This window comes from Streptomyces sp. NPDC057424 (assembly GCF_042803315.1).
In the GTDB taxonomy this organism is placed as follows: Bacteria; Actinomycetota; Actinomycetes; order Streptomycetales; family Streptomycetaceae; genus Streptomyces.
Map to the genome: position 1 here is coordinate 1 of NZ_JBHVCP010000044.1, position 15,246 is coordinate 15,246.

The 15,246-nt window shown below is 73.6% G+C and carries 15 protein-coding genes; 3 read left to right on the plus strand and 12 right to left on the minus strand.

Annotated elements, in window-relative coordinates; genetic code table 11:
* Positions 1–117: 117 nt before the first annotated feature.
* From ACFU3E_RS28270 to ACFU3E_RS28300, 7 genes are all read right to left on the minus strand, one after another.
* Positions 118–858, minus strand: coding sequence for a glycerophosphodiester phosphodiesterase family protein (locus ACFU3E_RS28270; RefSeq protein WP_384164097.1), 741 nt, complete (start codon positions 856–858; stop codon positions 118–120).
* The gene (locus tag ACFU3E_RS28275) at positions 855–2,240 is read right to left on the minus strand and encodes a hypothetical protein (RefSeq protein ID WP_384164100.1); all 1,386 of its coding nucleotides are present in this window, start codon (positions 2,238–2,240) and stop codon (positions 855–857) included. The genes ACFU3E_RS28270 and ACFU3E_RS28275 overlap by 4 nt, the downstream gene beginning before the upstream one ends.
* Positions 2,241–2,364: 124 nt before the next feature.
* Positions 2,365–2,793, minus strand: coding sequence for an OsmC family peroxiredoxin (locus tag ACFU3E_RS28280; RefSeq protein WP_384164103.1), 429 nt, complete (start codon positions 2,791–2,793; stop codon positions 2,365–2,367).
* A gap of 78 nt (positions 2,794–2,871) precedes the next feature.
* On the minus strand, positions 2,872–4,602 hold the full coding sequence (locus ACFU3E_RS28285) for a hypothetical protein (protein WP_384164255.1): 1,731 nt from the start codon (positions 4,600–4,602) through the stop codon (positions 2,872–2,874).
* 59 nt (positions 4,603–4,661) lie between these two features.
* A complete protein-coding gene (locus ACFU3E_RS28290) occupies positions 4,662–5,723 on the minus strand; it encodes an ATP-binding protein (protein WP_384164106.1) in 1,062 nt (353 codons plus the stop codon).
* A 97-nt stretch (positions 5,724–5,820) separates the two neighbouring features.
* Positions 5,821–7,896: a phage holin family protein gene (locus ACFU3E_RS28295; protein WP_384164109.1), complete on the minus strand. Its 2,076-nt coding sequence runs from the start codon at positions 7,894–7,896 to the stop codon at positions 5,821–5,823.
* Positions 7,897–8,006: 110 nt separating this feature from the next.
* Entirely contained in the window at positions 8,007–8,408 is a 402-nt protein-coding gene (locus ACFU3E_RS28300) for a hypothetical protein (protein WP_384164112.1), read from the minus strand.
* Positions 8,409–8,492: 84 nt separating this feature from the next.
* On the opposite strand from ACFU3E_RS28300, the gene ACFU3E_RS28305 reads away from it, so the two are divergent.
* Positions 8,493–9,269 (plus strand): MBL fold metallo-hydrolase, encoded by a 777-nt coding sequence (locus ACFU3E_RS28305; protein ID WP_384164114.1) that lies wholly within the window; start codon positions 8,493–8,495, stop codon positions 9,267–9,269.
* A gap of 14 nt (positions 9,270–9,283) precedes the next feature.
* Complete coding sequence (locus tag ACFU3E_RS28310; protein WP_384164257.1) at positions 9,284–9,913, plus strand: DedA family protein; 630 nt, start codon at positions 9,284–9,286, stop codon at positions 9,911–9,913.
* Positions 9,914–9,964: 51 nt separating this feature from the next.
* Here the strand turns inward: ACFU3E_RS28310 and ACFU3E_RS28315 are convergent, their stop codons facing one another.
* From ACFU3E_RS28315 to ACFU3E_RS28335, 5 genes are all read right to left on the minus strand, one after another.
* Entirely contained in the window at positions 9,965–11,026 is a 1,062-nt protein-coding gene (locus ACFU3E_RS28315; protein ID WP_384164117.1) for an MBL fold metallo-hydrolase, read from the minus strand.
* A complete protein-coding gene (locus ACFU3E_RS28320; RefSeq protein ID WP_384164120.1) occupies positions 11,023–12,270 on the minus strand; it encodes an aminotransferase class I/II-fold pyridoxal phosphate-dependent enzyme in 1,248 nt (415 codons plus the stop codon). Before ACFU3E_RS28320 ends, ACFU3E_RS28315 begins: the two co-directional genes overlap by 4 nt.
* A gap of 193 nt (positions 12,271–12,463) precedes the next feature.
* Positions 12,464–13,141, minus strand: coding sequence for a hypothetical protein (locus ACFU3E_RS28325; protein WP_384164123.1), 678 nt, complete (start codon positions 13,139–13,141; stop codon positions 12,464–12,466).
* 126 nt (positions 13,142–13,267) lie between these two features.
* The gene (locus ACFU3E_RS28330; RefSeq protein WP_384164126.1) at positions 13,268–14,062 is read right to left on the minus strand and encodes an RNA polymerase sigma factor SigF; all 795 of its coding nucleotides are present in this window, start codon (positions 14,060–14,062) and stop codon (positions 13,268–13,270) included.
* 423 nt (positions 14,063–14,485) lie between these two features.
* A complete protein-coding gene (locus tag ACFU3E_RS28335) occupies positions 14,486–14,671 on the minus strand; it encodes a hypothetical protein (RefSeq protein WP_384164260.1) in 186 nt (61 codons plus the stop codon).
* A 159-nt stretch (positions 14,672–14,830) separates the two neighbouring features.
* On the opposite strand from ACFU3E_RS28335, the gene ACFU3E_RS28340 reads away from it, so the two are divergent.
* Positions 14,831–15,232 carry a DUF2795 domain-containing protein gene (locus ACFU3E_RS28340; RefSeq protein ID WP_384164264.1) on the plus strand — a complete coding sequence of 134 codons (402 nt, stop codon included), beginning with the start codon at positions 14,831–14,833 and terminating at the stop codon, positions 15,230–15,232.
* The last annotated feature ends 14 nt before the right edge of the window (positions 15,233–15,246 follow it).

The following is a 15,246-nucleotide window of genomic DNA, read 5'->3' on the forward strand; positions in this document are numbered from 1 at the left end:
GCGACCACCGAGTTCGTGGTTCCGAGGTCGATTCCGACCGCTCGTCCCATCGCTGTCCCCTTCCGCCAGGGCGACGACTCTCCACACACTCCAGCACAAAACTTGAGTGCGCCATTGTCAATGCCGCGATGGGGTGATTGGCCCGCGCAGCGCCACGGCACGCCGGGGCCGGTCCGTGACGAGCACGTCGACACGCGGGTGGGCGAGGAAGGCCCGCATGAGGGTGTCGTCGTTGACGGTCCAGACCATGGTGAACAGGCCGTGCCGGGTCGCCTCGCGCAGCACGTTGGTCCTGGCCAGGCGCTGGTGCACGGCGACGCCGTGCGCCCCGCAGGCCCGGATGCGGCGGGCGGGGAACAGCTCGCTCAGCCGGGTCCCGGGCAGCCGGGCCGGCGCCAGCTCCCTGCGGTCACGCCCCAGGGACAGGGCGGTGCGCACCCCGGGGAAGTGCCGGGTGACGGCGGCCACGGACCGGTCCTCCAGCGTCGTCACGACGAGCCCGTCCGCACCGAGCAGGGCGACCGCCCGGTCGATCACCTCCTGCTCGTAGCCGACCTCCTTGAGGTCCAGGTGGGCCACCAGTTTCCCGGCGATCAGCGCCATGACCTCGTCCACCACGGGCACGGCGTATCCGGCCCGCTCGCACAGCTCGGCGTGGGTGAGCACGGACAGCGGGGGCCCGGCGGGGCCGGTCCGCGGGTCGTGGTGGACGACGAGGACACCGTCCCCGGTGCGGCGGATGTCGAACTCGACGTACTCCGCACCCGACTCGATCGCGTCCTCGTACGCCTCCCAGGTCGCGGGCTGGGCACGCTCGGAGCCGCCCCGGTGGGCGGAGACGGCGGGGTGTGGCGTCATGGTCGTCGGTTCCCGGAGGGCGAGCGGGGAGGCGGTACGGGGGCGAAGCCGTCGTCGGGCGCGGGCAGCAGCGAGCCGGAGCGGGTGCTGACCCGTCTGAGCAGGATCCAGCCGATCACGACCAGCACGACGAAGGGCAGCCAGGCCAGCGCGTAGGCGGTGCCGTAGACGCGCAGGTCGAGGATGGAGCGGTGCTCGTCGACGTTCGTGCCGTTCACGCCGAAGAAGGCCAGCAGCAGGGTCGGAGGCAGGGCGATCAGGGTGGCCGCGGCGACAAGGCCCGAGACGGTGCGGTCGCGGCGGTCGTCACGCTCGGCGAGTTCGGCGTCCAGGGTGGCGGAGCGGGCGCTGATCACCGAGGTCAGGCGCTCGACCATGCGGGCCGAGTTCTCCAGGCTGTCGCGGATGCCGAGGGTGTCGCGCAGCGAGGACTGGAAGGCCTCGGTGACCATCTCGGGGATCAGCAGGCTGTCGACGTAGGCCTCGACGCCGAAGGCCAGGTCCAGCTGGAGTTCGTTGACGCCCGCGGAGAGGCGGGAGATCAGGGTGCGGATCTCGGTGGGCGAGTCGGTCAGAGCCTGCTCGTTGGCCTTCATCATGGCGAAGGCCGCCAGCCGGGTCCGCTGGAGCACGGCCAGGGCGGAGAGCATGCCTACGGCGACGAGGACCAGGCCGTTCTCCACGTGCGGGGCCCAGCCGGCCTGGACGGATACGCCCCGGCCGAGGGCGGACAGGGTGAGGCCGTGGTTCCTGAGGTGCGGCGCGAGGCTCGCGTCGTAGGGCGTGGCGGGGTTCCACGGCATCCGGCCGCGGTAGACGAGCTCGTTCAGCAGGATCGCCTTGCGGGCCTCGTCGGCGCTGAGCAGTTCCCGTTGTAACCGGCCGCCGGGGAAGACGAGTTGGTGCACGTTCTGGCCGAGGGCGAGCGGGCGGCCGCCGAGCCGGGCGGTCAGTGTCTGCAGGAACGGGCGGTCGTCGAGCTCGATCCGCTCCCGGTCGAAGCAGGTGGTGGCCAGCCAGACGGCGAGGTCGCCGGCGGTGGTCTCGCCCACGAACGCGCAGTCCACGACGAGGGTGGCGTCGCCGCGGGGAGTGGTGACGACGAGGATCCGCAAGGACGCGAGTCCCAGGCCGTGGTCGCCGTGCGGCAGCCGCAGCCGCCGGGGCGCGACCTGCTCGTCGAGGACCGCAACGGGCAGCACGTCCTCGCTGGTCATCAGGTGGGAGGCGAAACGGCCGTAGTCGTAGCGGTCGACGAGGGCGCCGAGGGCGGTGTTGCGGGGGCGGAGGCGTCCGGAGAGGCTGAACAGCAGCAGGACGCGGGTCCGGTCACGGGTGGCGGAGTCGAGCACCGTCGCGTTCGTGGACGTTCCCGGCAGCATCGCGTTCCTTCCGGCCCGGCGGTTCGAGGCGTCTGGTTCATACCCCGGCCGGCGGTGGTGAACCGACGACGACGCGCGGGCCGCCCCTGGTGGGCGGGCCCGCGCGACGGGGAGATGCGGCAGGTCAGGCGAGCTTGGCGGTCAGCGTGATGGGCGTGGCCTTGAGGGCCTGGCTGACCGGGCAGCCGACCTTGGCCTCCTCGGCGGCGGCGAGGAAGGCCTCCTCCTCCATGCCGGGGACGGTGCCCTCGACGGTGAGGTGGATGCCGGTGATGCCCTCACCGGGCTGGAAGGAGACGTCGGCCGAGGTGATGAGCTTGGTGGGCGGCGTCCCGGCCTTGTTGAGGATGTTGGAGAAGGCCATGGAGAAGCAGCTGGAGTGGGCGGCCGCGATCAGCTCCTCGGGGCTGGTCTTGCCGTTCGCCTCCTGGGCGCGCGAGGCCCACGTGACCGGCTGCTCGCCGATGGCACCGGAGGAGTCGAAGGTGACGACACCGTTGCCCTCGAGCAGGTTGCCTTCCCAGACCGTGTGTGCGGAGCGCGTGGTAGCCACGAGTTCTTCCTTTCGCATGCGGACTCGCGTGCGGGCCCGTCTCCGGGCCCCGTGTCCCCCATCCGATCACACTACGGCTCAACTCACGTGGAAGACCTCACCTCTGGCGGTGAACGGCAGCCGCGCACCCTGCGGGATCAGGTACGCGTGCTCGCGCCGCACGCGCAGGACGTCGCACCAGCCGTCGGTGATGAGCAGGACGGGCGCGCCGGGCGGGAAGTCGTCGGCGCGCTGCAGCAGGTCGATGCCGGGCTGCAGGACGGTGCCACCGCGGCCGTGCACGCGGACCCGGCCGGCGATCTCGGTGACGGGCAGGTAGCCGGCGTCGTGCGGGGCCGCGTCGCAGAACACGACCCGGGCGGCCGGCACGTCCCGTGCCTCGGCGTAGGACGCGATGGCTCCCAGCGCCTTGCCCAGCAGCACGCGGTTCATGGAGCTGGAGGTGTCCAGGACCACTCCGAAGGTGCAGCGGGCGATCTCCTCGGGCGGGAAGTACCGTCCGGCGCGCGGGATGTCGGGGGTGGCCGCCTGGCGCCGCGCGGGGCGGGCGTAGGAGCGGACGGGCTCGGGGCGGGGCACGAACTCGTCGAACCAGCGGGCCAGTCGGGCGTCCCAGGGCAGTGGGGGATGGCTGAGCGCGCGGATCTCCTCGACCAGGCCGCCGGGCAGGAAACCGCGCTCCTGCCGCTGGTGCAGGTCGAGGCCCTGGGCGAGACCGCGGCGGTAGAAGGCGTCGAGGTCGACGTAGTCCCGGGGCGGGCCGAGGGGGCCGCCGAGGATGTCCCCGACGCCCTTGCCGCGCAGGGTGGCCAGCCGGCGTTTTCGGCGCAGGTCGCCGGTGATGCGGTCGTAGACCTCCTCGGCGGACAGGCCCGCGAGCTCCGGGTCGTGCAGCAGCCCGTCGGGCATGCTGCCGACCTGCATCTCGGTCAGCCAGCCGTTGACGACGTAGTCGCAGGCGACGTTGAAGAGGTACGGGTCGCGGGCGCCGCAGCGGTCGCCGTGGCGCAGGGCGGCGTGCAGCATCTCGTGGGCGAGGACGAACCGCCACTCCTCGTCGTCGAACCGGCGCAGCGGGTTGATGTAGATCTCGGCCGCTTCCGCGTCGACGGCCGCGATGGCGATGCCGTGGGCGCGGGCGAGTTCGGCGTCGGCGACCAGCTTGATGCCGGAGGCGATGCCGCCGAGCAGCGGATAGGAGGAGATGAACCAGCTCAGGGCCTGCTGCCAGGGGCGCGGCCGGGGTGCCTCGCCGTCCAGGCTGTCGCGGCGGCCGCCCGCCATGTCCATCGCGGCGGACACGGTCCGGGTCAGAGCGGTGGCGAAGGCCAGTTGCCAGTCGGGCGGCTGGGACCAGCCCGCCCAGCGTGTCAGCACCTGGTCGGGCTCGTCGCCGGCCGTGCCGCAGCGCTCGTACACGGCGGGCAGTCCGTCGCGGCGCCAGCGGACGGCGAGCTGCTCCTCGTCGCCGTCCGGGTAGGAGGCGGGCAGATGCTCGGGGGTCTCGCCGATGGTGAAGCCGAGCAGGAAGCGGTTGACGACGACGCAGCGGGCGGCGAGGTCGTGGCGGTCGGGCTGGACGCGTTCGCCCTTGACCGCCGGGACGTGCCCGAAGCCGAGGTGGAGGACGGCGTGGGCGAGCGCCCAGGCCCACGCGGCGGGCTCGGCGAGGCGCAGCGGGTGGACGTGCAGATCGCCGTCGGAGTCGACGACGACGAGTCCGTCGCGGGGTGCGAAGCGGCACTCCTCGTGACGGCAGACGTCGAACTCCACGGCCGCGAGGGCGGGGTTGGCCCTCATCAGCCGCATGCCCTCGGCGAAGGCCTCGCCCGCGAGGTCCCGCTTCTTCCTGTTGGCCGGGCGCCGGGTCACCGGCGGGCCTCGACCAGCCGGGGCATGTCCCGCGCCGCCTCGACGAGGAACCAGGAGGGCAGCACGGGGTTGCCGTCGCTGTCGGAGGCGATGACGGTCTGGGCGACCTCGACGGAGATCTCGGCGAGCTGTACCAGCAGGGACTTGGCGCGGTAGGCGGTCTGCCGGCCGTTCGCGGACATGTGCTCCTTGCTCGCGGGCAGGTCCTTGACCAGGCGGCCGCGGAAGGACTCGGCGAGGTAGTAGAGCAGGTCGCGGTCCTCCGGCCGGTTCGGCCAGCGGGCGTCGCCCTTGACGATGGCCTCGATGCCGTACCGGCTGCGGACGATCTTGACGTAGCCACAGAAGGCGGTCGCGTGCGCCGGGGTCAGCGTGCCGTGCGCGAGGACCTTCAGGGTCTCCTCGTCGAGGTCCCGGCCGAAGGAGTGCAGGGCGTCGGAGAGCATGTGCCAGGAGCGGGGCGTGGAGAACGGCTCCTCGCTCTTCGGCGGCTTGGACCACAGGTGGTCCGGCCGGTCGGTGAGGTGGTCCACGATCCAGGGGTGGATGCCGTTGCTCCCGGCCCAGATCAGCCAGTCCTTCGCGGAGGCCTCCAGGTGCACGTGCGCGAGGCGGTTGACGAGCGCGGAGGCGATGGGCCGGGCGAGGGCGTTGTCGGTGGCACGGTTCCCGGCGCCGATGACGATCGACCCCTTGGGCAGTTCGTAGCTGCCGATCCGGCGGTCCAGGATCAGCGAGTAGAACGCCTTCTGCACATCCGGCGTGGCCGCGTTGAGCTCGTCCAGGAACAGGCAGTACGGCTCGTCCCGGGCGATCGTCTCCGGCGGGCAGAACACCGAACGGCCGTCGCGGATCTGCGGCACGCCGATGAGGTCCTCGGGGGCGAGCTGGGTGCCCAGCAGGCTCACGCATTCCAGGCCCAGGGACTCGGCGAAGTTCCGTACCAGGGAGGACTTTCCGATGCCGGGCGCGCCCCAGATGAAGACCGGCCGGACGGTGGCCAGGCCGAGCAGCAGGTCGGGAATGCGGGCGGGCGTGACGGTGACGGCTGCCTGCAAAGCAGCAACTCCTCGGGGGTGTTCGAAAGGGACGCGCAGGTGTGCGGCGTCCGGTACGAACAGTGTGGGCGTACGGCCCGGTGGGCGCAGCCGAATTTCAGGCGGCGCGCTCCTCCTCGGTGGCCTCCAGCGGCACCTGCGGTCCGTTCGCCTCGCGCAGCCAGCGCCGCAGCACCCGGTGCACGTGCTCGGCGCCCACGAGTTCCTCGCCCTCGCCGACCGGTGCGGAGATGCCGAGCGGCGACAGCAGGAAGGGTCTGCCCTGGGCGCCGCCGAGGCCGCCGTGGGAGCCGATCTGCTCCTCGAAGGCGAGGACTTCGCCGTCGGCCGGGTCGTGGAAGGAGTTGACCATGATGTCGGCGGTGTGCGGGAAGGAGTGCGTTCGGCGTACCGCGTCGGCGGCGCCCGGCCCGAACGGGGCGAGCGGGCCCGGGTTGTCGTCGAGGTCGGCCAGCGGGATCTGGGCGCCGTACGCGCCGAGGACGACACCGCCGTGCTCGTCGCTGCGGACCAGCAGGAAGCCGATGCCGGGGTGGTTGGCGAGGGTCGGCAGCAGCGCGGGGTGGCGGGCGTCGATCTCCTCCTTGCTCATCCGGTGCGGGACGTCCGGGAAGGAGACCAGGCCGAGGTTGCCGGAGGCCAGCACGATCGGCTCCTCGCGGCGTACGGGGCGGTGCTGCTCACCGGCCTCCTCCACGGGGATCCGCAGCGCGGCGCGCACGGCGGCTCGGGCCTCCGCCCCGCTGCGGGTGCGCTCCGCCCTGCGCGGTACGGGCATGCCGCAGCCGGCCCGCACCAGGTCTCCGAGAGTGAGGCCGTAGCGGGAGCGGAAGGTCTCGCCGGGGCTCTGGCCGTGGTCGGACAGCACGACGATCCGGTACGGGCGCGGGGCGTGTTCGGCGACGTTCTCGATCAGGGCGAGGGAGCGGTCGAGCCGTTCGAGGATCTTCTGCGCGTCGCGGCTCGCCGGGCCGGAGTAGTGGGCGACCTCGTCGTAGGCCACCAGGTCGGCGTAGACGGCCGTGCGGCCGACGAGCATGTCGCCCGTCACCGCGGCGACGACGACGTCCCGCTCGACGACGGTCGCGAAGGCCCGGACGAGCGGGTAGAGGCCGCCGCGGGAGACGCGGGGTCGTTGCTTGCGCAGCCGCGCCCGGGTGGACTGGCCGGTCTCCCGGGCCACCTCGGCGATGAAGGAGAGCGCGGTGCGCACGGCGTTGGCCGGGTCGGAGAAGTAGGCGAAGTAGCCCGCGCGGGAGCGGTTCTCCCGGCTGCGGCGGCGGGCGGCGATGGACAGCACGAGGGCCTGCTGCTCGGCGCCGCCGCTGAACAGGTTGCCGCGGCTGGCGCCGTCGACGGCGAGCAGCCCGCCGTGCCCCGCGTAGTCGACGGCGCGGCGCTGGAGTTCGGCCGCGCTGGTCGGGCGGTTGCACACGACCACTTCGCGGGTGTCCTTCTCGTACCAGCGGAAGGCGGGGACGTCGTGGTTGCTGCCGTGCAGGATGCCCAGCTGGCTGGCGCCGGTCTGGCTGGACCAGTCGGTGCGCCAGGGGGTGAGCCGGTGGGTGGGGCGGCCGCCGTCGCCTATGTCGAGCCAGCGGGCGACGGTGGGCATCAGGCCCTTGCCGACCGCGTCGAGCAGGGTGTCGTGGCCGACGCCGTCGAGTTGCACGAAGACCGTGCCGGGGCTGGCGGGGGAGGGCGGCCCGGTCCGGCGGCGGCGGTCGGAGAGGCGGTACAGCCTGCGGCGGTAGGCGTCGTCGTCCCGCACGGCCAGGGCGGCGCCGGTCGCGGACGCCACGGCCGACATCACGGCGGCGACCACGACGGCGGTCTCGGGGGCTGCGGCGCCGCGCTCGGCCGGGTTGAGGCGCAGGGCGAGCAGCAGCAGGGCGCCGTTGAGGAAGAACACCAGCAGCCCGAGGACGAGCGCCGGTACGAGGAGCAGCAGCCGGACGAGCAGCGGCCACACCACGGCCGACAGCAGGCCGAAGGCCCCGGCGCCGAAGGCCGCCGTGACGGCGATGTCGGTCGCGCTGTCGCCGTTCTCCGAGCGGAGCCGGAAGTCCGGGAGGATCCCGGCGAGCACGAGCATGGTGACGGTGGAGACCGCCCACACGGCGACGCTCCGCCCCACCTGACTGGCGACCCGCCGCCACCGCACGCCCCGCACGCCCCGCCACCTCACGTCCCTGGCCCGCAGCCGTAGCGGGCCTCCCCCACAGTGTCTCAACGCCCGGCCGGGCGGTTTCGTCCCCGGATCACACCCTGTGGGGGACGGCGTCAGCGCCCGTCGTAGCCTGCCGTCGGCATCGACAGCCGCCGGTGCACACAGGCCTTCATCGCCGCGTCGTACAAAGGCTCCGCATGCCCCACGGTCTCGACGCGTACACCCCGCCGGGCACATTCGGCGGTGAACTCCTCGACGGAGGCGAGCGCGCTCTCCAGTACCCGCCGGCTGGGCGCGACGAACAGGTCGAGGCCGGGCCGGACGCCGTCCCACAGCACGCCGTGGTCCGGCCGCAGCCCCCGGACCAGTAACTCCCGGCTGACCACGTAGCCGCGCTCGGCGGCCCAGCGGGCGCACATCGCGTGCTGACTGCGGGAGTCGACCAGGAACGGATTGTCGTCCAGCTCCTCCAGCGGCGTCAGACTCGCGATCGCCGTGACCCGCACCGCCACCATGGCGTCCCCCCTCACCTCCGGTTTCGCCGCCGACCCTACCCCTGCACGTAGGCTTCGGGGGAGTCGCGCGAAGGAGGCAAAGGAGTGCCGGTGGAGATCACCTGGTGGGGTCACGCCACTTGCACCGTCGAGGACTCGAACGTGCGCGTGCTCACGGATCCCCTGTTCGCACGCCGGCTCGCGCACCTGCGGCGCCGGCGCGGAGCGCTGCCGCCCCCGGGCGCCGCCCCCCGGGCGGACGTGGCGCTGGTGTCGCATCTGCACGCCGATCATCTGCACCTGCCGTCGCTGATGCGGCTCGCTCCGGGCACGCGCCTGCTCGTGCCCCGGGGCGCGCGCCGGGCCGTGCCGGGTCTGCGCCGGCTCGCACACCTGCGGATCAGCGAGGTGGCTCCCGGGGACGAGACCCCGGTCGGCGACATCGTCGTACGAGCCGTGCCCGCGCGGCACGACGGGCGGCGGCTGCCGTTCGGACCGCACCGCTCCCCCGCCCTCGGCTACGTCATAGCCGGCGAGGCCCGGACGTACTTCGCCGGGGACACCGGGCTGTTCGACGACATGGCCAAGGAGGTCGGGCCGGTCGAGGTGGCTCTGCTGCCGGTGGGCGGCTGGGGGCCGTACCTGGGCGAGGGGCACCTGGACGCGGACCGGGCGGCGCAGGCGCTGGAGCGGCTGGCGCCGCGCAGCGCGGTACCGGTGCACTACGGCACGTACTGGCCGATCGGCATGGACGCCGTGCGTCCCCACGAGTTCCACGCGCCGGGGGACGAGTTCGTCCGGCTGGCGGCCCGGCACGCGCCGGCCGTGGCCGTGCACCGGCTCGGGCACGGGGAGAGCGTGCGCTTGGAGGCCGCGCGGTGAGCTGGTCCGCGCACCTGGCGCTCGCGCCGCTGCTCGCGGTGTCGGCCGTCACACCGGCGTCGGTCGTTCCGGAGTCCACGCAGCAGGCGATCGGGTATCCGACGCTCTTTCTGCTGGTGCTGGCCGGAGCGTTGGTGCCGGTGATTCCGACGGGGGCGCTGGTGAGTTCGGCGGCGGTGGTCGCCCTCCATCAGACGGCGCCGTTCTCGCTGGCGATGGTGTTCGTGACGGCGTCGCTGGCGGCGTTCCTGGGCGATGCGGCGCTGTACTGGCTGGGGCGACGCGGGCTGAAGTCGAAGAACGGGTCGCGGTGGCTGAAGGCGATCCGGTCGCGGGCGCCGGAGGACCGGCTGGAGCAGGCACAGGAGAAACTCACCGGGCACGGTGTCGCCGTGCTGGTGCTGTCGCGGCTCGTGCCCGCGGGACGTATCCCGGTGATGCTGGCCTGTCTGCTGGCGGAGTGGCCGATGCGGCGCTTCGCCCGGGGGAACTTCCCGGCCTGTCTGGCGTGGGCCGCGACGTATCAGCTGATCGGCGTGCTCGGGGGGGCGTTGTTCGACGAGCCGTGGGAGGGTGTCGTGGCGGCGATCGGGCTGGCCTTGCTGATCAGCGCGGTGCCGAGTGTGGTGCGGCGGGTTCGGTAGCGCCGTCGGGCGTCCGGTGGTTGCCCGCCCGGTTCCCCGCGTCCCTCGAGGTCAGTCCCCGGTCAGCACCCGTGAGGCACCCACCGGCATGTCCCACAGGTCCTCGCGGGGCAGGCCCGCCTTCTCCCATGCCGCCCGCACGCGCGTCAGGGGTTCCATGACCGGTTCCGCCGAGAGGACGAACGTCGCCCAGTGCATGGGGGCCATCCGGCTCGCGCCCAGGTCCTGGGCCGCGCGGACCGCTTCCTCCGGGTCGCAGTGGACGTCGCGGAGCCACCAGCGGGGGTCGTAGGCGCCGATGGGCAGGAGCGCCAGGTCGATGCCGGGGTAGCGGCGGCCGATGCGGGAGAACCAGTGCCCGTAGCCGGTGTCGCCCGCGAAGTAGACGCTCCGGCCGTCCCGGTCGGTGAGGACCCAGCCGCCCCACAGGCTGTGGCAGGTGTCGGTGAGGCTGCGCTTGGACCAGTGGTGGGACGGCACGAAGTCGAAGCGGACGCCGTCCAGTTCGGCCGCTTCCCACCAGTCGAGCTCCGTCACTCGCGTGAAGCGGCGGCGGTGGAACCAGCGGGCGAGCCCGGCCGGGACGAACACCGGGGTCTCACGCGGGAGGCGGCGCAGCGTGGGGGCGTCCAGGTGGTCGTAGTGGTTGTGGCTGATGACGACGGCGTCGACGCGGGGCAGGTCCTCCCAGGGGACGCCCACGGGGGTGATGCGGGCCGGGGTGCCGAGGATACGGCGGGACCAGACCGGGTCGGTGAGGACGGTCAGTCCGCCGATGCGCAGCACCCAGCTGGCGTGTCCCGCCCATGTGACGGCGACGGTGCGGGCGTCGACGCGGGGCAGCGGGGCCGGGGCGTAGGGCAGCCGGGGGATGTCGGCGAGGCCCTCCGGGCCCGGTCTGACCGCGCCCTCGCGGGCGAAGCGGGCCATGGCCCTCAGGCCGGGGAGCGGCGCGGTCAGCCGGTCGTGGAAGGTGCGCGGCCACACCCGCCGCTCGGCCAGCGGCCGGGGTTCGGCCAGGGGTGGATACGGGGCTGCGAGGGATGACGGGAGCGCGGGTTCGTCGGATTCCCGGGTGGTCGTGCTCGTGGTCGACTCGGACTGCTGCGTCATCGAGGAGGCTCCCATCGCTGAGCGTCGTCGCGGAGATCGTCGAAGACCGACTTCAGTTGGATCAACGCGCTTTGCACCCGCGGCAGTTCCAACGGAGTGGGCGAGGTGAGGCATTCCGCGCGTTCCGTGGCGGAGCCGGCCACCAGTGCGCCGGTGGAAAGCCGCACGCGCGGGGCTTCGAGATCGTCGCCGAAGCGGTGCCCGCCCGGGGCGGGCATGCCGAGGCGTGCGGTGAGGAAGTCCTCCAGTTCCTGTGCGTCGCCGACGCCGTGCGCGGTCAGCGCGGGGCGCAGCGGGGCCAGGTCCACGTACAGGTGGCGGCCGGAGCGCGGGGGCCGGGCGAGGGCGCCCGCGGCGACGACGGCGGCGTGCGCCTCGGCGGCCAGGAGCGCGTGCAGGCGCGCAGTGGCAGCCATGCGCGCCGTGACGGCTTCCGGCTCGCCCAGGGCGTACGCGGCCGCCGCGGCGACGGGAGCGGCGACGCTGGAGTCGAGGGCGGTGAGGACGTCGAGCACGCGCGCATGGAGGTCCTCGCCGTCCTCCCCGGCCGGGAAGCGGGCCACGGCGGCCGGCCAGCCGGGCGGGAGCAGGGCACCGGCCAGGTCGGTGACGACGGTGACCCGGTCGGGCACCATCTCGGCGGGGCTGAGCAGCACGGTGTCGCGCGGCTCGTGCAGGGTGTCGCGCCAGGTCTCGTCGCTGACCAGGTGCAGGCCCTCGCCCTGGGCGGCTTCGACGGTCTCGTGGAGCAGTTCGGGAGGGGCGACGGTCGCGGTGGGGTCGTCGGCGACGGACAGTACGAGCAGTCGCGGGTCGCCCCCCTCCGCGCGGACCCGGCGCACGGTCTCCAGCAGCGCGTACGGGTCGGGAACACCGCCGCTCTCGGGCGGGGTCGGCACATGGAAGGCGGGGCGCCCCAGCAGACGTGCGTACGGCGCCCACCAGGCGGCGCAGGGTCTCGGTACGAGGACGTCGCCGCCGAGGGCCGCGGTCAGCGCGAGCAGCAGGGCGGGCGAGCCGGGGGCGGCGGCCACCCGGCCGGGGTCGCAGGTGAGTCCGCGCCGGTCCCAGTAGCCGCAGGCGGCCTCGCGCACTGCCCGGCCGCCGCCGACGGGCTCGTGGCCGCCCCGGGACGCGGCGGCGGCGAGCACCGCGGACAGCTCCGGCAGGACGTGCAGCCCGTCCTCGGGGAGCGGCGGCCCGAACCGTACGGGGCCGTGACCTTCCGGGGCCGTCCGCCGCATCCGTACCTCCGCAGTGCCTGGTGCCGCCGTCTCTGTGACCCTCGGCGCGTGCGCCGTCCGCTGCCCTCGGCCCCTGAGTACCCAGGGTGCCGCCGCCCCATGGGCGCCCGGCCGGGTTGTGACGGTCACAGCATGAGCGGCCCCGGGCCGGGGAAGCCGGTTCCTTCCGGGGCGGCGGAACGGGCCGGGCGGGTCAGCGGTGGGGGCCGCTCTCCCGGTTGCGCAGCCGGTGCACGGCGGCACCGAAGGCGCCCGCGATCAGCACCCCGCCCGCCACCAGGGCCGGCACGGAGTCGGTGAAGGCGCCCCCGTCACCGGCCCGCACGCCGCGCTGGACCGCCGCCGCGTCGCACTCGGTGTGGGGCCGTTCGCGGTGGTGCGAGGGCTCGGGACAGGGCTTGTGGGTGGGATGGTGCGTGGGCTTGTGCGACGGCTTGTGGGGCCCGGAGCCGTGGGTCACGGTGAACGTCGCGCTCCACTGCTTGCCCTCCCCGCCCGGAGCGGCCGGGCAGGTGCCGTCGACCGTCCACGCCGAGTCCTCCCCCAGGGCGTCCGGATCCCCCTCGAAGTTCTCCGCGGAGGCGATACGGGCCGTGCCGCGGTAGGCGGGGCCGGACACCTTGTCGTCGTTGCCGGTGACCCGTTGCAGGGGCACCGTGCCCTCGTCGAAGGCCTGCGAGGTGGCGTCGATGGTGTCGGGCGGCCGCCCCCCGGTCGGATCGCAGCTGACCGAGACGGTGAGCGTGCCCCCGGGGTGGACGGTGGCGGGACTGACCTCGGCGGCCGGTTCGGCGAAGACGGCCGGCGCGAAGCCCACCAGGGCTGAGCCGGCCAGGACGGCGGCGGACAGGGCGTGCAGGCTGCGGCGCATCGAGGGGACTCCTTCGGTAGTCATACCCCTCTGCCATGACAGCCCGCCCCCGGCGGGCCCGCGCGGGACCGGGCCCCATTAGCGGGACAGCACACTCCAACCGGGTGAAAGCGGAGAAGCCCCGTGTCAGGCCACGTCCCGCATCACCTGCTCCCGCACCCGCCCGCAGCACCGGCTGATCAGCCGGGACACGTGCATCTGCGAGATCCCCAGCTCCTCGGCGATCCGGCTCTGCGTCATGTCCCCGAAGAACCGCATGTACAGGATCGCCCGCTCCCGCTCGGGCAGCGCCGCCAGCCGGGCCTTCACCGACTCGCGGTCGACGACCGTGTCCAGCGCCGGGTCGAGGGACCCCAGCGCGTCACTCAGGGAGTACCCGTCCTCACTGCCGGGCAGCTCCGCGTCCAGGGACAGCGCCGTGAAGCTCTCCAGCGCCTCCAGGCCGGCCCGGACGTCCTCCTCGCTCAGGTTCGCGTGCTCGGCGATCTCGGCCACGGTGGGCCGGCGGCCGGAGATGGTCTGGGACAGGTCCTGGCCGGCGGAGCGCACGCGGTTGCGCAGGTCCTGGACGCGGCGGGGTACGTGCAGGGTCCACATGTGGTCCCGGAAGTGCCGCTTGATCTCGCCGGTGATGGTCGGTACGGCGTAGCTCTCGAAGGCGCTGCCGCGCTCGGGGTCGTACCGGTCGACGGCCTTGACCAGGCCGAGGGCCGCGACCTGGCGCAAGTCCTCGGAGCTCTCGCCGCGGCTGCGGAAGCGTCCGGCGAGGCGGTCCGCCATGGGCAGCCAGGCCTCGACGATCTCGTCGCGAAGCGCGTCGCGCTCCGGGCCGGCCGGCATCGAGGTGAGCCTGCGGAAGGCCTCGGCGGTGTCGGGGGCATCGTCGTGGGGGTGCCGCTTCGTGCTGGTTCGGGTCTGCATGATTCGTCGCAATTCCCTTGAAAGTGCTTTGGGTTGGACGGTCACCGCGGGAGCGCATCCGTTGTGGGACAGGGACGCCGGTGGCGGCTCTCTGCGCCGCTCCCACGGACGTGCCTCCTGTCCGAAGCACTGGGGTGCGCCTGCCCCGGGCCCCCACCCGCAAACCCGGAGAGGTTCTCCGCCGTCGCGCAGGGTGACTCGCACCGCCGGCTTCGTGCCCCTTCGTCCGGGGCGTCGTACATGAGCACCAAGGCCGCCGGCCACGTCCTGCGGAGGCTGGGCGCATGGGGAGTGGAGCAGGTCTTCGGCTGTCCGGGCGACGGCGTCAACAGCCTGCTCGCCGCGTGGGGCAGGGCCGGGAACGAGCCGCGGTTCCGATCCCGAAGGGCGACGCGGACCGGGGATCGGTGGTCAAGCGGGGCTTCAGGGCGAAGGGGAGGGAGTTCCCGCCGGGGCGGGAGAAGACGTAGCGGCCGCGGCAGCCGGGGCGACGCCGGGCGGTTCGCGCCGGTCGGCGTCTTCCTGCGGCAGCAGCAACTCCTCGTAACGGCCCAGCACCAGCACCACTCCGAGCATGAGCAGCGGGATGAGCACAGCGAGCATCGCCATGGCGTGTCCTTCCCCAGTCAGGTGCGGGGGGGTGTGATCCGGGTCTCCCGCAGGACATGGCGCAAACCCGTGGGACGGCGGCGATCGGGCTCACGGAACCTGTGTCGCCCTCCGGTGTTCGGGTACGCGGTGCGGGCCCCCGAACGTCTGGAGGGAGACATGCAGCGAGGCAGCGACCGGCTGAGCGTCCACCGGGACGACGAGATGAAGCACGAACTGCAGGGTCTGCTCAGGTCCGGGCACCCCACCCGCAGTGAGGAGTGGCACGACCCGGAGCCGGCCGCCGAGGACGACCCCGAGGTCGCCCACGGGCCGGTGACGCCGAGCCGTGCACCGACGTCCCTGGAATCGGTGCGGCTGGAACTGGCCCGGATCCTGGGCCGCAGGGCGTTCCCCGCGAGTGCGCGCGAGCTGGTTCGCGAGCTGCGCGGCCACCAGGCGCCCGACTCCCTTGTCGAGGCCCTGGAAGGGCTGCCGCGTGGGGAGCGCTACGGCACCGTCCAGGAGCTGGCCCAGGCCCTGATCCGGGCACGTGAGACCGGGCCGGAAGAGTACGCGTAAGGACCGCGTCGGGG

Bases quoted from the DNA above. Each gene is read 5' to 3' on its own strand.
- ACFU3E_RS28270 (WP_384164097.1), bottom strand. From the start codon at position 858: ATGACGCCACACCCCGCCGTCTCCGCCCACCGGGGCGGCTCCGAGCGT.
- ACFU3E_RS28275 (WP_384164100.1), bottom strand. From the start codon at position 2,240: ATGCTGCCGGGAACGTCCACGAACGCGACGGTGCTCGACTCCGCCACC.
- ACFU3E_RS28285 (WP_384164255.1), bottom strand. From the start codon at position 4,602: ATGCGGCTGATGAGGGCCAACCCCGCCCTCGCGGCCGTGGAGTTCGAC.
- ACFU3E_RS28300 (WP_384164112.1), bottom strand. From the start codon at position 8,408: ATGGTGGCGGTGCGGGTCACGGCGATCGCGAGTCTGACGCCGCTGGAG.
- ACFU3E_RS28315 (WP_384164117.1), bottom strand. From the start codon at position 11,026: ATGACGCAGCAGTCCGAGTCGACCACGAGCACGACCACCCGGGAATCC.
- ACFU3E_RS28320 (WP_384164120.1), bottom strand. From the start codon at position 12,270: ATGCGGCGGACGGCCCCGGAAGGTCACGGCCCCGTACGGTTCGGGCCG.
- ACFU3E_RS28325 (WP_384164123.1), bottom strand. From the start codon at position 13,141: ATGCGCCGCAGCCTGCACGCCCTGTCCGCCGCCGTCCTGGCCGGCTCA.
- ACFU3E_RS28330 (WP_384164126.1), bottom strand. From the start codon at position 14,062: ATGCAGACCCGAACCAGCACGAAGCGGCACCCCCACGACGATGCCCCC.
- ACFU3E_RS28335 (WP_384164260.1), bottom strand. From the start codon at position 14,671: ATGGCGATGCTCGCTGTGCTCATCCCGCTGCTCATGCTCGGAGTGGTG.
- ACFU3E_RS28340 (WP_384164264.1), top strand. From the start codon at position 14,831: ATGCAGCGAGGCAGCGACCGGCTGAGCGTCCACCGGGACGACGAGATG.